Origin of the sequence: Gracilibacillus xinjiangensis, assembly GCF_042651765.1 — a bacterium.
Classification (GTDB): Bacteria; Bacillota; Bacilli; order Bacillales; family Amphibacillaceae; genus Gracilibacillus; species Gracilibacillus xinjiangensis.
This window is the reverse complement of sequence record NZ_JBHSDT010000008.1, coordinates 188523-206652: the sequence shown is the minus strand read 5'-3', so window position 1 is coordinate 206652 and position 18130 is coordinate 188523. Positions and strand designations below refer to the sequence as shown.

19 protein-coding genes are annotated in these 18130 nt (G+C 39.2%); 7 read left to right on the top strand and 12 right to left on the bottom strand.

The annotated features are described in order from the left end of the window. Positions 1-208 precede the first annotated feature (208 nt). Together ACFOY7_RS12090 and ACFOY7_RS12085 are read right to left on the bottom strand one after the other, a co-directional pair. Positions 209-298, bottom strand: a complete 90-nt coding sequence (locus tag ACFOY7_RS12090; protein ID WP_390254079.1) for a putative holin-like toxin — start codon at positions 296-298, stop codon at positions 209-211. A 189-nt stretch (positions 299-487) separates the two neighbouring features. Continuing rightward, the gene (locus tag ACFOY7_RS12085) at positions 488-2026 is read right to left on the bottom strand and encodes a BCCT family transporter (RefSeq protein ID WP_390252343.1); all 1539 of its coding nucleotides are present in this window, start codon (positions 2024-2026) and stop codon (positions 488-490) included. Positions 2027-2535: 509 nt separating this feature from the next. On the opposite strand from ACFOY7_RS12085, the gene ACFOY7_RS12080 reads away from it, so the two are divergent. The 4 genes from ACFOY7_RS12080 (at position 2536) to ACFOY7_RS12065 (ending at position 5697) form a co-directional block, all read left to right on the top strand. Further along, positions 2536-4215: a methyl-accepting chemotaxis protein gene (locus ACFOY7_RS12080; protein WP_390252342.1), complete on the top strand. Its 1680-nt coding sequence runs from the start codon at positions 2536-2538 to the stop codon at positions 4213-4215. A gap of 478 nt (positions 4216-4693) precedes the next feature. Further along, positions 4694-4948: a hypothetical protein gene (locus tag ACFOY7_RS12075; protein ID WP_390252341.1), complete on the top strand. Its 255-nt coding sequence runs from the start codon at positions 4694-4696 to the stop codon at positions 4946-4948. After that, positions 4920-5108: a GNAT family N-acetyltransferase gene (locus ACFOY7_RS12070; protein WP_390254077.1), complete on the top strand. Its 189-nt coding sequence runs from the start codon at positions 4920-4922 to the stop codon at positions 5106-5108. Before ACFOY7_RS12075 ends, ACFOY7_RS12070 begins: the two co-directional genes overlap by 29 nt. A 130-nt stretch (positions 5109-5238) precedes the next feature. Further along, positions 5239-5697 carry a hypothetical protein gene (locus ACFOY7_RS12065; RefSeq protein WP_390252340.1) on the top strand — a complete coding sequence of 153 codons (459 nt, stop codon included), beginning with the start codon at positions 5239-5241 and terminating at the stop codon, positions 5695-5697. Between the two features lie 283 nt (positions 5698-5980). On the opposite strand, the gene ACFOY7_RS12060 is transcribed toward ACFOY7_RS12065, so the two are convergent. From ACFOY7_RS12060 to ACFOY7_RS12045, 4 genes are all read right to left on the bottom strand, one after another. Beyond that, positions 5981-6781, bottom strand: coding sequence for a nuclease-related domain-containing protein (locus ACFOY7_RS12060; protein WP_390252339.1), 801 nt, complete (start codon positions 6779-6781; stop codon positions 5981-5983). 189 nt (positions 6782-6970) lie between these two features. Next, the gene (locus tag ACFOY7_RS12055) at positions 6971-7195 is read right to left on the bottom strand and encodes a helix-turn-helix domain-containing protein (RefSeq protein ID WP_054859055.1); all 225 of its coding nucleotides are present in this window, start codon (positions 7193-7195) and stop codon (positions 6971-6973) included. A 164-nt stretch (positions 7196-7359) separates the two neighbouring features. Continuing rightward, complete coding sequence (locus tag ACFOY7_RS12050; RefSeq protein WP_390252338.1) at positions 7360-7536, bottom strand: hypothetical protein; 177 nt, start codon at positions 7534-7536, stop codon at positions 7360-7362. Between the two features lie 242 nt (positions 7537-7778). Continuing rightward, positions 7779-8291, bottom strand: coding sequence for an excalibur calcium-binding domain-containing protein (locus ACFOY7_RS12045; protein WP_390252337.1), 513 nt, complete (start codon positions 8289-8291; stop codon positions 7779-7781). Between the two features lie 374 nt (positions 8292-8665). On the opposite strand from ACFOY7_RS12045, the gene ACFOY7_RS12040 reads away from it, so the two are divergent. Together ACFOY7_RS12040 and ACFOY7_RS12035 are read left to right on the top strand one after the other, a co-directional pair. Then, positions 8666-9136 carry a hypothetical protein gene (locus ACFOY7_RS12040; RefSeq protein ID WP_390252336.1) on the top strand — a complete coding sequence of 157 codons (471 nt, stop codon included), beginning with the start codon at positions 8666-8668 and terminating at the stop codon, positions 9134-9136. A 19-nt stretch (positions 9137-9155) separates the two neighbouring features. Then, complete coding sequence (locus ACFOY7_RS12035; protein WP_390252335.1) at positions 9156-9338, top strand: hypothetical protein; 183 nt, start codon at positions 9156-9158, stop codon at positions 9336-9338. 9 nt (positions 9339-9347) lie between these two features. Here the strand turns inward: ACFOY7_RS12035 and ACFOY7_RS12030 are convergent, their stop codons facing one another. The 4 genes from ACFOY7_RS12030 to ACFOY7_RS12015 form a co-directional block, all read right to left on the bottom strand. After that, positions 9348-9473, bottom strand: a complete 126-nt coding sequence (locus tag ACFOY7_RS12030; RefSeq protein WP_390252334.1) for a P-loop NTPase family protein — start codon at positions 9471-9473, stop codon at positions 9348-9350. A 19-nt stretch (positions 9474-9492) separates the two neighbouring features. Next, complete coding sequence (locus ACFOY7_RS12025) at positions 9493-10053, bottom strand: sugar O-acetyltransferase (RefSeq protein ID WP_390252333.1); 561 nt, start codon at positions 10051-10053, stop codon at positions 9493-9495. A gap of 113 nt (positions 10054-10166) precedes the next feature. Continuing rightward, complete coding sequence (locus tag ACFOY7_RS12020) at positions 10167-10316, bottom strand: hypothetical protein (protein ID WP_390252332.1); 150 nt, start codon at positions 10314-10316, stop codon at positions 10167-10169. Between the two features lie 167 nt (positions 10317-10483). Beyond that, positions 10484-10771, bottom strand: a complete 288-nt coding sequence (locus tag ACFOY7_RS12015) for a hypothetical protein (protein ID WP_390252331.1) — start codon at positions 10769-10771, stop codon at positions 10484-10486. Between the two features lie 163 nt (positions 10772-10934). Here ACFOY7_RS12015 and ACFOY7_RS12010 point away from each other — a divergent pair, with 163 nt between their 5' ends. After that, the gene (locus ACFOY7_RS12010; protein WP_390252330.1) at positions 10935-11384 is read left to right on the top strand and encodes an AraC family transcriptional regulator; all 450 of its coding nucleotides are present in this window, start codon (positions 10935-10937) and stop codon (positions 11382-11384) included. Between the two features lie 267 nt (positions 11385-11651). Here ACFOY7_RS12010 and ACFOY7_RS12005 read toward each other — a convergent pair whose 3' ends face one another. Together ACFOY7_RS12005 and ACFOY7_RS12000 are read right to left on the bottom strand one after the other, a co-directional pair. Beyond that, the gene (locus ACFOY7_RS12005) at positions 11652-17012 is read right to left on the bottom strand and encodes a phosphodiester glycosidase family protein (protein ID WP_390252329.1); all 5361 of its coding nucleotides are present in this window, start codon (positions 17010-17012) and stop codon (positions 11652-11654) included. 450 nt (positions 17013-17462) lie between these two features. After that, a complete protein-coding gene (locus ACFOY7_RS12000) occupies positions 17463-18029 on the bottom strand; it encodes a GNAT family N-acetyltransferase (protein ID WP_390252328.1) in 567 nt (188 codons plus the stop codon). Between the last annotated feature and the right edge of the window lie 101 nt (positions 18030-18130).

Genomic DNA, 18130 nt, shown 5'->3' with positions numbered 1-18130 from the left:
TGCTCAAACTGATTCCCTGTAAGTGAATGTGTCGATCACCATTCACAAATCACCAAAAAATATGTTATAATGAAAGCGATCAGTATTGTATATACTATATAACCCGCAGCTGTCACTGCGGGTTATGGATAAGCGGTTCCCCCAGAGGGATCGGCTATCGATGATATGATAGACCTCTCCTAGTTACTTGTTGGGCAAATAGGGAGGTCTATTTCTTGTTGATCAAAGAAATGATCAATGCGAGCAGTGCAATCAGAAAGGTACCAAATCCTGACAGTACCATGAAACTCTCATACATACTCACAAGCATCACCCCCTTTCGCCAGGGGATTAGCCGACCTTGCCCTAAAAGAACATTATCCACTCACTATTATACCACACTTAATACGAACATACATTCCTTTTTGACAAGCTCTTTTATAAAAATATCGACAAAATATAGTCCCATCCATCAAAAAAGCCGCCCAAACAATCAGGCAGCTTCGCATTATTTTTTCTTTCCAATATTTTGTTCTTTCGCCAATTTTGCCGCTATCTTTGGTGCATCCCACAAGGATGGGAGCAGAAGCAGCGAAACAGGTGCAGCTGTCACGACAATAAAGTTCTGCAGTGTACTGACCGTTCCTTCGCCAATCGCTAGCAACGAAACAGCAACAACGCCAAACATAATCGCCCAGAAAACACGATTCAAACGATTAGGTTCATCTGTACCACTTAATGTCACACCAACCGTATAAGACATCGAATCCGTTGTTGTCGCCACAAAAATAATCGATACAATAATAAATCCAATTGCCAGAACAGTTCCTAGCGGGATTTGATTAAGGATAGCCATCACAGTTGCCGGCATACCACTTTCATTCAGGGCAGTGGAAACAGAACCAGGGTTTTCTATTTCATAAAAAATCCCCGAACCACCAACAACCGTGAACCAGAAATTACTGACAATCGGTGCAATAATCGACACAGCGATAATCAATTCTCTGATCGTTCTTCCTCGGGATATTCGGCTGATAAACATTGCCATCATTGGTCCATAACCGATAAACCAGCCCCAGAAGAAGATGGTCCATGATCCAAGCCATGCCTGGTCTACCCGATACAAACTCATTGTCAAAAAGTTTTGCAGGTGAAAAGCTTCTGAACCGATAAATAAATCGATAATAAACAACGTTGGCCCCAGAATCAGCATGGCAACCATTAAAACAACAACCAAACTGACATTGATTCTGCTGAGCCATTGGATCCCGCGCTCCACACCAGTTGCGGCTGATATCGAAGCAATTACCGCTAAAAAGATAATAATTACAGCCTGCGTGAAAAAGGTGTTAGGAATGCCAAATACGGCATTCAGTCCATAACCGACTTGAAGGCCAAGAAATCCGATAGGACCAATCGTTCCCGCTGCTGCAGCCAATATGGACACAATATCAGCCGTTGAGCCTAGCACGCTTTTATTAAAAACTCTCTCACCAAGCATTGGGTATAAAAGGCTACGCGGTTTCAGTGGATAGCCTTTGTGATAATGAACATACATTAGCACAATTGTCGTCAATGTACCTAGACTTGCCCATGCTGTAAAGCCCCAGTGTAAATAACTTTGCGCCATCGCAGGAAATGCTGCTGACATTGTTCCTGCTTTAATATCTGGAAACAGCGGTGGTGTTGTGATGAAATGATACATGGGCCCTGCCGCTGCCCAAAAGACCCCGCCGCTTGCTAAAAGTGTACACAGAATCATTGCAACCCAACGGAAATTTCCGTTCTCTGGCCGTTCCATCTTACCAAGTCGTACTTTTCCATATTTGCTAAACGCTAATAATATTCCAATGACAAACATTATAAGCAATAACACTTGCCAATATGCACCAAAATACTTTGCTGTCACAGAGAAGGCTTGACCGATCCATTCCCCTACTAAATCCACATTAATAAAAGAAGCAATGACAAATAGAACAAGCAGTCCCCCGCTTAAACTAAATGCAATCCAATCCAGGCTTTTCTTTTTCCTCGTATAATCATCCATTATTTTCCTCCTTGAATAAATCCACATAACGTTTCATTTATGCCATTTACTATTAATATTCATGTCCTTATTTTCACGTTTGAATTTTGTAAATTTTAAAACACAATCATTAATTATAGGTGATTGTCGAAAATTAGTCAAAAAAACCACTTTTTATATAACCCAGTATTTCGTGGCGTAGCACACGCAGTCTACTTATTATTACCCAGTGAAAGAGGGTTTTAAAACGATAATTTTTCCGAGGCTTGGCACACTTAAAATTGATTCTTTTACATTGGCATTTTCTATTTATCATTGGAAAATTCATTCGATATTATTCCAGTTTTAGCTCTTCGAACTTGCTGAGTTACTCACACGCAACTCTATCTCTGTTTGACGCTATGACGCCTCGGAAAACTATTCTATAAAATTTCACTAAAAACATATCAATATTTGTATAAAAATGTCGATATATATAGCATATTGTAAATTGCCATTACATATATAAATAATATTGATGGAGGCGCATCATGAAAATTACAGGAAAATTAGTGATGTCATACATGGTCTTAGCAGTTATTGTTATCTTATTGGGAGTTTTTGCATCTATCGGATTAAAAACGATCAATGACAATACAGGAAATATGTACAATGAAAGGATGAAGTCTACTTCCTATATAATCGATATGGTGCAATTATTGGAAGACACAAGAGTCCAAATGGTGTCAGGAGTTGCTAACCAGGATCCAAGCAGAGGTGAGAATGCCTTAGCAAATATTGAGCAATTAAATCAACTGCTTGGACAATATGCTTCCTATGATTTTATGAGAGAAGACAGAGTGCTGGATGATTTTATGAAAGACTGGGATGCATTTTCAGAAATAGAAAAGAAAAATGTTGTAACATTATCTGCTGAGCAATATGACGTTACACTTGAAGGTTTAGAAAGAAGTGGCGAAGTTTTTAGTGAGGTAAGAGCAGAATTAGAAGAAATTAAAGTGCTTAATAGTGAATTTGCTGAAAATGAGTACAAGGAAAGCCATGCTATTTACAAGCAATTATTAACAGCTATTATCATCTTCAGTGCAGTAGCAACGATAATCGCAATAGGTGTTGGCTTGTTTATGGGCCGTGCAATCGGCAACCCGATGAGACAGCTGGCAACCCGATTACAAGAGATAGCCAAAGGGAATTTGCACAGTGAGGCCATTACGAGTAAACGAAAAGACGAGATTGGTGACTTAGTGAATGCAACCAATGCAATGCAGGGCCAATTAAAAGCATTGATTACCTCTGTTACAGATGCGACTGATAAAGTGTTAGGGTCAAGCGAAGAACTGACACAATCAGCCAATGAAGTGATGCAGGGTGCGGAACAAATCTCCTCAACTATGCAGGAATTGTCTTCAGGCGCTGAATCCCAAGCTAATCATGCAAGTGATTTAGCTGACAATATGGGCACATTTGCAGAAAAAGTAGATCACTCTTTTGACCAAAGCGAAAAAGTGGCAAAATCATCAACTGATGTTATCAATCTGACAGCACAAGGCAGTGATATGATGAACTCTTCTGTAAGACAAATGGGATTAATCGATCAATTAATTCAAGCGTCTGTCGCAAGTGTGAAAGGATTAGATAATCAATCAAAAGAGGTAACAAAGCTAGTTGGTGTGATCGAAGAAATAGCTGAACAAACCAATTTACTGGCATTAAATGCAGCAATTGAAGCAGCACGTGCTGGGGAACATGGGAAAGGCTTTGCCGTTGTAGCAGATGAAGTGAGAAAACTGGCCGAACAAGTATCGGATTCGGTTGGTGAAATTACGGAAATTGTCGGCAATATTCAATCAGAAACAACCAATGTTGTCGGTACATTACAAAATGGCTATACAGAGGTTGAAAAAGGAACCAATCAAATTCAGGCAACAGGTCAAACATTTGATCAGATTACAAGTTCTGTAAATGAGATGGGAACAAATATTAGAAACATCTCCGAAACTTTAGCGGAAATCGCTTCTAATACCCAGGAAATGAGCACAAGTGTTGATGAGATTGCGTCCGTTTCCGAAGAATCAGCAGCAGGTGTGGAACAAACAACCGCATCGGCGCAACAATCAGCAAGCACCATGCAAGAAGTTTCCTCAAGTTCAGAGGAATTAGCTAGATTAGCGGAAGAATTGCAGCTTTTAGTTAGGAAATTTCAATTGTAGCAGGTAAGCGGGCCAATAATCATGTATGATGATTGTTGGCCTTTTTTGTTGTGATTGTTTATCATAGTCTCTAACGCTGTGATTTTGAAAGGTTTACATTGGCCATGCAATGAGATACTTCCAATCAACCAAAGGTGAATCATTACTTAGTGATGGCTATTTCTACTTAGCAAATTAATCTGATAAAGTACAAGAACCAGCAGGAGATGAACGTTACATAGAATGGATAGATATAGAAAATACGAAACAGCTTCTAGTCCATGATTATCATTATTGGGCAGTAAAAGAAAGATTAAACAGATAATATTTTTCCCTAGTCTCAATTAACGTGGGGTAGAATTGAACAAGGCAATCATTGATTGTCTTTTCCTTTTGACAAAAATAAATGGAATATTATGTTATTATTAAATTAGAGATTTTGAACTAATGCAGAAAATTTACATTCCTTATAAAAGAAGTTGAAGGAAGTTCACAATATATGCTATGGGAAGAAGGGGAAAGAAATATTGAACCAGAGAATCAACTAAAGATGATTGAGAGTATGAAGAATAGCGAAAATTCTACTATACTTGTTGCTGAAGACGGAAATGGATTAGTTGGATACTTGCTGGTTATTGGCGGGAATGCAAGGAGAAATAGACACTCTGGTTATATTGTTTTTGGAATATTAAAAGCTACAGAGAAAAAGGTATTGGTACTCTTCTATTCAAAAATTAGAACAATGGGCATCTAAACATAACCTACGTCGATTAGAATTAACGGTAGTTACTGGTAACGAAGCTGGTTTGTCCCTATATAAAAAGATGGGGTTTGAAATCGAAGGTACAAAAAGAGATTCACTATTTATTGATGGCGAATACCTTGATGAATATTATTTGTCAAAACTTTTATAATTCCTATATTTCACTAACGGGTTCATATCTTCAAGAAGAATCGCACACCTTTGATTGAAGTAAAGGGCAGGATAGTGAAGGAAGGGTATGAATTTTTTATGGTAGTTTTGACGAAAAAGGAGGGGAAATTTTGTATAAAATGAAATATTTGATTATGTCACTTACACTAATATTTGTTTTGGGTTTCATTTTAGTTTCATGTAATGATATAGACCGCACACCTGAAGGTTATAAGTTACCAATAGCAAAATATGAGCAGTTAGATTCTGAACACTTTTCGGTTCATATAGAAGTTTATGAAGAAGATAATGGGGAAAAACCTGAAGAAAAATATGCAACAGTAGTAATTCATCACTTTTCGGAATCTCCTATTTCAATTCCAAATGATGCAATCATACCTTTTCAAATTAAAGGAACCGACCTGAAGGGTGAAGCACAACTTGACATTCTTACAACGATTAACGAACCAGAAATAAATTCAGATGAAATACAACATCATATAGAGAATGAAAAACCAATGACAGTTGTACTCGAAAACTATGAAGAGGTTAATTTGATTTACAGAACTCCCCGAGCACCAAGTCAATAACTATTTACTAAACTAACGGGTGCTTTAGCTTAACAAGCAAAACTAAAAGTCGGTTCCTTCGCGTATAGGAATTCGACTTTTTTAGGTTGAAAATCACTTAGCGTAGATTGTTGGTCGTACCTCTTCATGCAAAATACTAATTAAAATAGGTGCAAGATAGCGTCTAAAGTGACCACTGATCTAACAACCTATGAAAAATTGATTCAATACTTAGAAGTTATGACACTTTCAACTTTACATTTAATATAAGGACGTTTCGACTTATCCAAACGCCAATCACTTATCAGATACTTTTTTGGTGCTCATAGCAATATACTTCACCTTTAAATTTATTATTTGATAGGCAGTACGACCTCACTTTTGCTGATACAGCTTTATCACACACTTTACACTTTGCTTTTGAGGATGTTCTACTTGAAGTTGTTTTTTCTTCCTTCAATGTATCTATATGCTGTTTTCTAATAGATGGATCTGTTATATTAGCATGCTTTATTTGATCATAAATTTGATGTATATCATCTTCTGTTAGAAATGGTTCTTTATATTGATGTTTATTAATTGAAACCTTTCTGTTAATATAATCCGATAATTCTATGTCATAAACTATTAATTCATTTGAAGTAATTTTTCTTAACTCAATATCCTCTATTTTAAAGGTGCAACGCTTTGTAAAGGACACCATTGATATGAAATACGGATAATATTTTTTATCAATTAGTTCCTTTAATGCTTGTATATGACCATAATTTTGCTTAAATGGATTCATCATTTTGAATTTACCATTCACTGACCATATTTTTCTGTCTTTTCCACCGTATATAGTACCTTGATAGTTTTTTGTTTCTATTACAAAAATTCCATATGGTGATATAACTACATGGTCAATCTGGGAGTAACCTGTTTTTGCTTTTGAATTTATGACCATTACATCCTCTAAATGTCTGTATTCACTTGGAAGCTGGTCTAACTGAATATTGATTTTATATTCACCAATTTCACCTTTTCGAACTGCAACTTTTTCTTTATCTCTATTCGAAGTTGTACTAGTCAGGACTCTCTTGTTGTTATCCTGTTTTACTTTCATTCTGAACAATTTGAATAAAAAACGCATAAAGATCTCTCATTCCCTTATCAATGTTAAGTTAAGTTTATCACTTGTCGATTTACATTACTAGTATAATTTACCTACATTATTTATATGTTCCTTTAGAAATATTCGACTCTTCTCATCAACAGAAAAACCAGTTATTCTTGTAGAATAACTGGTTTTCATCTAGAGCTCTAGCTCGCCCATGCGCAATAATTCCACTACAGCTTGTGAGCGCCCCTTAACACCCAACTTCTGCATTGCGTTTGAGATGTGATTCCTCACCGTTTTCTGCGAGATAAATAGTTCTTGGGCGATTTCTTTCGTTGTTTTATCTTGTACTAGTAATTCGAATACTTCTCTTTCTCGCTTGGTTAATAATTGCTTCGGCTTGTAGTCATTGTCTTTCAAATGTGAACCCCTCCTTGCTGACTTTAGGGCGTTAAAATAAGAGGGTATTACTTAGTCAATGTATCATATGACAGCCCGAGAAGAGGTGTGCTCTACAAACGTCCAGAACAAGCAAAATATCGAAAATTCAATTGTATTGAAATGTTTTTCACTAAAATGTTTCTTTACTTTTTTTCCTTTTGTGTGAAAAGCCTGCTCCCCAGCAAAAAGCCGACAAATGCTGCAATTCCAGCAACAAGAATAGAGACGATAGAGTTGGTTTCAGGTAAAAAGAATACAATCACACCGACAAAACCTGCTGTAAACAGCGCACGATCAATGTTTTCGGTGTCAACATTCATAAAAAACTCCCCTTAAATCCAGTTGTTTGATAAAAATACCAATAAATTCATTTTAACATAGAATGGGCATAATTTTTGATGAAGTGTTACGCTCAATTCTTGACCAGCTATGTCACACCACTTGTGTTCCAATCATGCTTGATGGCTTGCTTCCTGCCCAGCGACAAGCGCATAGAATCCTAACCTCCCTTGTCTGCTGAGTGTGAGGCACCACAATTACTCCCTTCCTCCCACAATTCTTCTTATTCACACCCAACCCCATCTCCATCTCTATCTAAATGTCTGGCATACCCAGGATCTCCTGTTTTTACTGGTGCCGCTCCTGCATTACGAGCCGCTGTACAATTTTTATAATAAACATTCTTCTCACCTGAGGAACTATCCGCACTTGCTGTTGCTACTTGTTCTTCAGCCTTGGCATTCAGTGTGCTGATTTCTTGCTCTTTTTGCGTTATCGTTGTCATTAATTCTGCAATTTGGTTATGTAAATCATCTACTTCAGATGCATGGTTGGATGCTTTTTCTTTTAGTGTTTGGAATTCGTTATTTTTGCTTTCCAATTCTTGTTCTACTTTTGTTTTTTCTGATTGAAGATTTTCAACTTCCTCAGTCAGTGTCAGGTTCTCTTGCTTTAAGTCTTCATTTTCTTTGGTAAGTTCCTCTATCTTTGATGCTTGATCTTCTAGTTGGGCTGTATGATTTTCCCCACTAAAACTTACACCGAGAATGACCAGAACAAATCCGCTTGCTAACAATGAAAGAAAAACCTTAATGGGAACTTTTCTCTCTTTGTCTATCCGTTTTTTTATTACATGAATAGCAAGATAGATAATAGAAGATAAAAAAAGAATAATGCCAATAATAGCGCACCTCCGCAAAAATAGTAATTTTATAGAATACTATACAACATAATTTACCTATTTTTGCAAAAAGGACAAAACCTATCAATAAAAGACAGAATGACGCGGGAATGTGACTCTTATCGATTACTTTTTTCCTGGAAAAGTAATCATCAAAAGAACTCTTCCGTGACTATAGGCTGGCCCTCGACCTGTAAGAAAAAAATACCTTTGATTATTTTGCAATATTGGTATAATATTCTATAAATACGTGATTGGGAGGTTTTTATTTGAAGTGGTTATCACCCTTATTTTTGCTGTTCATTCTCATCGGCTGTACCAATCAGGAAACAACACCAGTAACAGAAGGTGCAACAACCCCCGAAGAAGCTTTGAAATTCATAGATGAAACGAAAGAAGAACGAGAAATTAAAGTATATAGCTCCCGTCACATCAGGGACACTATGGTTCTAATCGCCTTTACAGGTGCCATGAATGAATCAGATATTTGGGTTGCTGACGTCAGACAAAGTGACTCCTATTGGACAGTTGAAAAACTGTATCAAATGAATGGGCCGCTTGAAGAAATTAATGACGAGGAAATAGTCTTTACGACAGACCATTTTGAACTTGGTTATGTTTTAAGTAATGCGGAAGCACTCGAGAGTGAAGGCATTATTACAATTGATCCAGAGAAGGATTGGCGTATTTTAATTAGAGATTTGAATATGATAGCAGTTACTGCCAGGATCGGTAATTAACGAAGAGGATGTGCCCTCAATGAATGAAACCCTGAAACTAGTACTCTCCCTTTTGCTATGTCTCTCCACATGGACATCTTGGCGGGATTTCCGAAAACAACTGATAGATGCAGAAGGCGAAGAGAATATCCGCCCAGTATTTGTTCGATTCGTCTTATCCATGATCATTATCATACTAGCTATCATTGTGTTTTGGTTCTAAAAAATGCCCCTAAAATTTGATAACACATATTAATGTATCCAGTTTAAAAACTTCCATTTCTAATTTTTCTCCTAATTGCCTAGTCAGCGGTGACTTCCCTGCAACGCCTGAACCGATAATGATTATTTTGTTCATCTCATTCTCCTAAATGAAATTATCCTTCAATCTGCTTGATCACTCTAGCAGGATTCCCTGCAACTACCATATTATCTGGCACATCTTTTGTTACAACAGAACCAGATCCAACTACCACATTGTTGCCGATTGTCACACCTGGATTGATAACCGCACTTCCGCCAATCCAAACATTGTTACCAATCGTAATTGGCTTTCCAAATTCTTTGCCAGAATTTCGCTCAACAGGATCAAGCGGATGTGTGGCTGTGTAGATTCTCACACTTGGAGCAAGCATGCAATTATCGCCAATCCTTACTTCGCAAACATCCAGGATCGTGCAATCAAAATTGGCAAAAAAGTTTTCCCCAACATATGTATTACAGCCGTAATCAAAACGGATATTGGGCTCCATACGGATTGTTTCACCAGTTGAGCCAAGTAATTCTTTTAAAATTTCGGTCCGTTTTTCCTCTTCTGTTTCTAATGTTTGATTATATAACCGGACTAGTCTTCTCGCTTCTTCCCGGCCTTTTAATAAATCAGGATCTGCCGGCATATACATCTCCCCCGCAAGCATCTTTTCTCTTTCTGTTTTCATTTGAATTCTCCTTTAGTTAAAATTGCCAATATTATCATACCATATCAGCTGATATTCTTTCTGTATCTGGAGGCAATAAATGATGAAATCACACCTTTTTTCATCCTTAGATTCTATCTTCCTAACCTGCTGATATCCTCCCATCCATAAATAACATCTTTTACCTTCACACCAGTAACTTCAAAGCTTCCCTCACCCGCTTTAACGCCACCCATTGCTTCATAAAGTGAGACTTTGATCAGCGGGACCCACCCACTGATCATTAGCGAAACTTATCAGGATGCTTAGCGTCTGTTTTCCCCTACTTATTTTCTTCGTGTTTCGCGAATCCTTGATTAGGGGAATTACAGACGGTTAGCGCTGTGATAGAATCGGCATGATGGAATATTATCAGCAATAACAGCGACCATCATTGTAGTAACTTCCGCGGCTAAAAGCTCTGAAACTTCGCATAATTTTCGCCTTTATATTTAAAACCCTGCCCGCGCGCTAAACCACCCCATATAAATCCAACGAGCCAGGCTTTCCTGTCTTGGGCAACAAAGATCTTTTCATCATTCCTCGTTAGTGCATTTATAAATCGACCGGTAGAATAATCATCATCTAAACGATCCAAGAATTCTACTGGCAGAATATCTCTATGCGAACTTTTCAAACTACTAACATGGACCTTAACAATACTGGGGACGTTTTTTAATGAAGCTGATCTGATTATCATAAAATCCCTCCATCTATTTTAAAAAATTCCGTGAAAATCATTTTATATCATGATACATTCGAAAAGTACTGATAAAGTGAGACGTTGATCTGTGGGAGTTTTTTGTTCCCTGACTGATCAAGGATACTTAGCGTCTGTAATAAAACAAGAGAGGAACAGGATAATGGAAATGAAAATCGAAACAATTCCAACATCACGAATCGCCTATGTACGACAAGTCGGGCCATATGGTCCGAGCAATAAACAAACAATGGAGAAATTAAAAAATTGGGCTAAGGAGAATAACTTACTTGGAACAACTACCATATTCGGCATAGCCCAGGACAATCCAGAAACAACTCCCCCCGAAAAATGCCGGTATGATGCCTGTGTTGTCATTTCAGAGGAACAAACCATTGACCAATCTCTTTCTGAAGGTGTGCTTGATGGAGGAACCTATCTGGTTTGCAAGATAGAGCATACTGCTGCAGCTGTTCAGCAAGCATGGGGAGACATTATTCCATTTGCAAAGAAAAATGGTTACCAGATTGAACAGAAACCGATTTTAGAAAGATATACTGTGGAGATGATCAGAAATGAATATTGTGAATTGTGTGTCCCTGTTTCTTCTTGAAGCATTTATCATAACAGGTGCATTTTCTACTTGATTACAATGATCATACTCCAGGTTTAGCTTTAATGACACATATTCATTCTATAAAAAAGTGAATATGAGCGGAGAAAAGCACACCTCTTATTTATAAGAAGGTGTGCCTTTCTTTCATCATATACTGCAGGAAAATAGTATTTGATAAACGATGTTCGAAAAGATCTATTTCCCAGTTACAGTAAGACTCAGCTCATTATTTCTTGCCAATTATGTTTATCTGGCTCAGGAGTTTTATTTCTGCTTGCCTGGTTTAGAGTCGCCCTTCCCCTTACCTTTCCCTGAGTTCGGTGGAATTTTTGCATCTCGGTACGCTTTAATAGCTTGCTTGAGTTCTTTTTCTGCCTGATCCAATTCGGCTTTCGTTGCTGTGATGTCATCAGCGACAAGCTGTGCTGCTTCTATTGCGTTATGGAACACCTTTCTCGCTTCTTCTTCATACTCTACAGGATGGTTGCCCTTTCCATCATATAATTGTTGTGCTTTCTCAATTAATTTATTTAATTTTGATGCATCAACAGCTCCTTGAATAGTAACCTCAAATGTCATCCCAGGGATAAGGACTTCCTCCCCATTCTGATCTTCCATTACCACATCGTTTAAAATAATGTTACTGATCGCTGAATCAGTCTTCTTATTCGCACGGAAGATCAATTTTTGTAAGTTTTCATTCAAGGATTCTGCATCCTGGGAGTGATCGACTGCTGTAAATTTCAATTCTCCCGGACTAAGTTCATGTGACAGGATGCTGAAACCTTCTTTCTCCGCTGTTTCTGCAAAACCTTCAAAGCTGATTTGTTCCTCATTAAAGCGAATCGTAACCTCTTGGGCTGGCAGTTGGCCTTTCATACCTTCCAGTCCGTATAATAGAGTGAATTCATCCCCTGCTCGGACAATATTTTCACCTGACAAATGTGCTGTCAGCTCGACTGGTTTTTCTGTAACACGAATAATCGCTTCCGCATAGACTTCAGGATTCGCTGTGCTTGTTGCTCTGACACGCGCTTCTCCAGCCGCATGAGCCGTCACCATTCCATTTTCAGTCACACTCACCACAGGAGATTGGTCAACAACACTCCACTCTACACCCTTGTCCGCAGCATTTTCCGGTAAAACTGTTGCCTCTAGCTGTTCACTTTCCCCTACTGCCAAATCTACTTCTGTTTTGCTAAGTTTAATAGAATCTGGCACTGTATGAGGCTTATCAAGCGGTGTTAAACTAAATTCATCAACGGTTCTGCCACCAACTGTTTTTGTGATAACATGAAGGTTCTCTCCAGTTACTTCCACAGTGGAGTACATTTGTGTATTCTCGTCATCGACAACCTTTTGCCAAGGATATTCAGTAAGGCCATAGAATTTATTCCCCGTCGCACCAGGAGTCATGTAAGTAGTACCCTCTCCTTCGGCAACCTGCTGGCCACCTTTCATCGGATGGGACCGTAAGTAGATATGATCATGCCCATTCAGAACAAGATCGACACCAAACTCATCAAAGACAGGTACCCAGTGTTTTTGGACAGCTTCTGTAACATAGGTACTGCCATATGGACTGCGGTGGAATACGGCTACTGTCCATTTCTTATCACTCTCGGCCAGGTCATTGCGCAGCCATTCACTCTGTGCTTCATAATCATATTCACTGTTTAAGAAAACAAAATGAATGTTGTTATAATCAAACGAATAAACCGTTCCGTCCAGCGCTCCACTTGGAGAACCTGTACTTGGATTGTTGTAGTGTGCCAAGTAATCTTCATTCATACGAGTTCCTGTCACTTCATGGTTACCAACAACCGTTTGGACAGTCGTGTTAAGTAAATGCTCCTGTGCTGTTTCAAACCACCAGTTCCACTGCTGTTCATTATGGCCATGGTCGACCATATCACCCATATGAAGGATGAAGTCACTGTCTGGATTGCTGTTCATTGCTGTATCCAGCGTATTCCCCCATATTTGGAAAGTTTCCAATGAGCCGGCTTGGGAATCACCAAACAATAAAAATTTGGTCTGATCATCAGATGCTGGTGCTGTCTTAAATGTTCCAGTTTGACTGTAATACCCTTCACCATCACCTACACGGTACGTATAAGATGTTCCTGGTTCCAGACCGTCAGCACTTGCTTTATGAACACGGATCGTTCCATGTAATGTTGTGTTGTACGAATAATTGGATCCTTGATAAGTTTCTACATTTTCAGCTTCAAAACTAGTAAATTCTTCAGTTTTCACCACTTCTACAACCGTAGTATCAATACTCGGGTGAGTATTCCAGTTAAATCTTCTCTCTGTTGTTGGATTCACACCCATCGCCACACTAATATTGTACGGTTCCATCTCCCCTGCCAGTTCGGAAACCTCAAAGTCTTGTACTTGACTGTGACGAATACCTTCCACTGCCTGAATGCTATGTGTTGTTACTTCTTGGGTCAATAACGCTGTTTGCAGCAAGCCATTCTCGTCAGTTACCAAACTTTCGTCACCAACACGCTCACCATTTGCATACAACGATGCACCAGCAACAGGCTGTCCTTGTTCATCCTTCACTGTAAAAGTTGTCGTCTGTCCTTGCGCATACTGATCGTTCCATTCCAGGCTAAGTTCATGGCCAATTTGTGATTCGAGATGAACACCAGCATAGCTTTGCGGTTCGGACCCTCCAACTTGTAACATATCTCCAGACACGAATTGAATCTGATTTGTTCCCGCTGCAGTTCCTTTAACTGTATATTGAATTTGTGCCAATACATCTTCATCTGTTAAACTTTGATTTTCGAGATTTTCAAACATTACCTTGACGAGCCCATCTTGGCCAATTTCACTGCTTACCTGACCATCTGATAAAAGGGAATGCGGTGTGACAGACCAATTTGCCGTTTGATTCGGATCAAATTGGAATGCGAGATGGCCTCCACTTAATTTTTCAATCTGTTCTGCTGTCAAATCAACCGTATAAGTGTGTCCAGCATATACCTCTGTTGGTGTTGTATATCGGAATTTCGATGAGCCAGTGTCGACATTAAACTGCCATTCTCGAATCGTTTCATTCTCAGACATATCGCGTACCGCAAGCTTAACATAATGAATACCATCACTCAGGCTCTCTTCTGGTGTATAGCTTATTTGTCCGTTAAGTGGATACAATGCAGGCTCAACTTGTTCACCATCGACATACATCCGGATCTTGTCAGGATTGATAAGTGTATTCGCAGGGTGCAGAGCTGGATCGTAATGCGCGTCCTCTGCAAATGCCTTAATTGTTGGCATGTTTGTGTCGATCGTCTCGTTATCTGCTGGATAAATATCTCGTATAATCGGCGGCTCCCGGTCTTCTTCCACTTCCCCGTACAATACGCGAATATCATCAACAAAAAGAGTTCCAGCTGTTTTATTCTCATTACTTGTTTCCATGTAACGTACTGGCATATCTATCGATAGCGGCAATGGACGACCTTGTGGAATATTTGCTTCCACGTATCGCCAGCCAACCCAGTCCACTCCTGGATTACTGCCAGTAAAATTCACTGGAACGGCATTGCCATCACCGTCACGCAATTGTGCACGCAGCCAGTGCCCTTGGCCATCACCATATACCCACATTCCTATTTTTTGCGGGTAACCAGGAACCTCCAGCCGATTGCTTGCACCTCTTACTGTTAAATAGGCACCAGATGTTCCTGTTTTCCCTCGAAAATCATAGTCAAGACGCAATGAATGATCACCTGAACGAACATAATCCGGATTTGTTTCCAATTCTGCGTTCACGGATGTATATGCCGCTCCAGACTGACTGTAATAACGATCACTAAAAGCAAATTCCTCTGAGAAACCGTCAAAATTTTCTACGACAACTGGTGGCATCCCTACATTGATAACCATCTCAGTTGAAATGGCACCATAGCTGACAATGATTTTCCCCTCTACTGCATCTTGCTCAGTCGCTGTAAAAACTCCTTCCGCATTAATCGAACCAATATCCCCTTCCACCTTCCAGTCAAATTGGTCTGCATCTGACTGAATGACTTGGCCATTGCGTAAAGCAGTAATATCAAGTGGGATTGTCTCACCAGGCATAACCGCCAGTTCAGCTGTTTCTAACTGCAATTCTGTTATTTGGTTGACAACTTCAACAGTTGCCAGACCATCATTTACATTTGCTGATGAAACTCGTATTTCTCCTGTCCCTGCCAAGTCTGAAGCGGTAAAATGTCCGTCTGCTATCGACCCAAGTCCTTGATCAACACTCCAGTTTAACGTCCCATCAAATGGAACGGCATGCCCATTACTGTCAACTGCTGATGCTTCTAATGGGAGACTTGATCCAGCTAAAATACGCTCAAACGATGGGGAAATGACTAAATTCTCTGCCACATTTGTCTCAGGTGCCGTACTAACAAGAAGCAGACCGTTCGCATTGCTTCTTTCCCCGCCATCTGAACCGCTGTTTAACATTTGAGCAGTTGTATCACCAGGCATTCTGCCAATAAAAGTAGACGATCCGCCACCATCCAAATTAATGGCATTTTCTACCCCTAAGTCCTTCATAACGAGTGCAAGATCATCCAGCCCCAACCCTTCACTAAATCCAGGCTGACGTCCATCCACTTCAAACATCACAATGGAACCATCCGGCTTCGTACCGATCGCACTACGCGGGTGGACACCATTGCTAGCATCTGTATTCGCTACGCCATTCTCAACAAGCATGGCTGAACCACCAATTGCTGTAACTACTTCGTCCCAAGGTGCTTCCAATTGAAAACTCGCTTCGAGCTGGTCTCCAGCTTGTAATCCTGCTAAAACATCTCTTGCCGTACCACTTGCGGATAATACAGCTTGTCCTTCAACAAGTTTTGTATTTCCTTGACCTTTCTTCACCTCGACAACTTCCATTACCAACGTTTCGCCACTTTTCACACTGCCTGATAGGATCCTTACAATTACTTCGTCTCCGTCACTGTCCGTCTGTGTGGAAGTGTAATACTTATCCGTATACAGGACAAGCTGATTATCACCACGCGAACGATTAATATGGTTAATCGGGTATGATTGGCCGTTTATCACCAATTCTTTCGTCAGGTGCTGATTCGGACGTCCATACACACTTCTTCCATCATCCGTAATACCAAATGCATAACGATTATTGGAATTTGCCGTGTTCCAAATCTCACCATTATTGATAAACATTCCATTTGGTATCCCTGTTGCTACTTCATAGAAGTCACCATTAATACCGGAAATAACACGATTGCCTTGCGCATCTACATCTGCTGCCATTCCGGTCAATTGTTGAAAACCACGCACCTTGCCCTTGCTTGTCCCTCCCTGCAAGTGCAAATGTTCGTTTGCAGGATTGAACTCAACAACGTGCATTTTCTGCAGCCCATGCTCTGTGTCCATATTACGCCACGAATAATCTACCTCTGGAACCAGTTCCACCTGTCGTGTATCCAAGACTGTACCATACTCCGTTTCCGGAAGAGGAGCAGCAGATATCTGGCTAAAAGACGAGAACACCATTACAAAAATAAGAAGTATGTATAATGCTTTTCCCTTTCTTCTCCTGTGCCTCCTGGTCTTGGTTAGTTCAATATTCATTTTCTAACCTCCTAAACTGTTCATATTAGTAAATCTCACATACCATTCTAAAAATCTATTATTAAGTAGCAGCTGTTTTTATATAAATTTTTTGTAAAAATTCATCGTTTTTACACTATGTTACTTTTTAGGTAGTATAATATAGGTACTAATTCACACAATAATTCTCTATGAATAATAAGAGGTAATTAATACCTATTGAATGAGCAAAAATACTGCCATTTTGCAGGAACTGCAGACAGTCAGGAAAAGAATATAGCTGTTATATGATAAATTAGCCCTAATTTAATAAAAAAAAGAGAAAAAGCCTTCATTCGCTTTTTCTCATCTCATCCGATTATGTTTACAAAAATTAGTTAACCTCAATCTCCATTAGATTAGTCTCAAGGTTTAACCTTTTTTCAATTCATCTGTAAGGTGAAAGGAAAACCGTTCTCCCGGTCAAAATGATCATTCCTTATTGCCATTAAACGTGCAATTCGTCTTCTTCTGTCTCCATTCCTCTTCCAATATTGTATAAAAATATTCGTCCCACCATTCACTATTCCCTTTCTTAAAATGAGCAGGTATACACTTTTTAAAATGGCCTTCTCTCCTCATACCAATCTTCTCCATTACGTGATAGGAAGCTGTATTCTGCGGCTGACAAGTGGCTATTATTCTATGAATATCCAATTTCTCAAAACCGTACATTAAAATAGCCCGTGCAGCCTCTGTTGCAAAACCTTTATGATGATGCGCTGGATGGAATACCCAACCAATCTCATAAGTTCCTTCACCAGGCCACTGATGAAAATCGATATGTCCTATTAGAACATTTTCTTTTTTTAGTAAAACAGGATATTTTTCAGCACTTTCACCAACATTTTTACTCACAAAATCCTTTGCCTGCTGTTCAGAAAAGACTCCTTCAGGTATATACCTCATTACATTATTGTCAGAAGTATATTCTAAAACAGCTTTCCAGTCCTCTGGTTGAAATTCCCGTATTATTAGTCTTTCTGTAATTATGTACATAACCTTCTCCTCAAATGATCTGCTTCATAAATGAATAAGGATGCATTCACTAAACCAAGGAAAGCTGCCTTATCGTTTTTCTTTTTTGAGTTCTTCCTGAA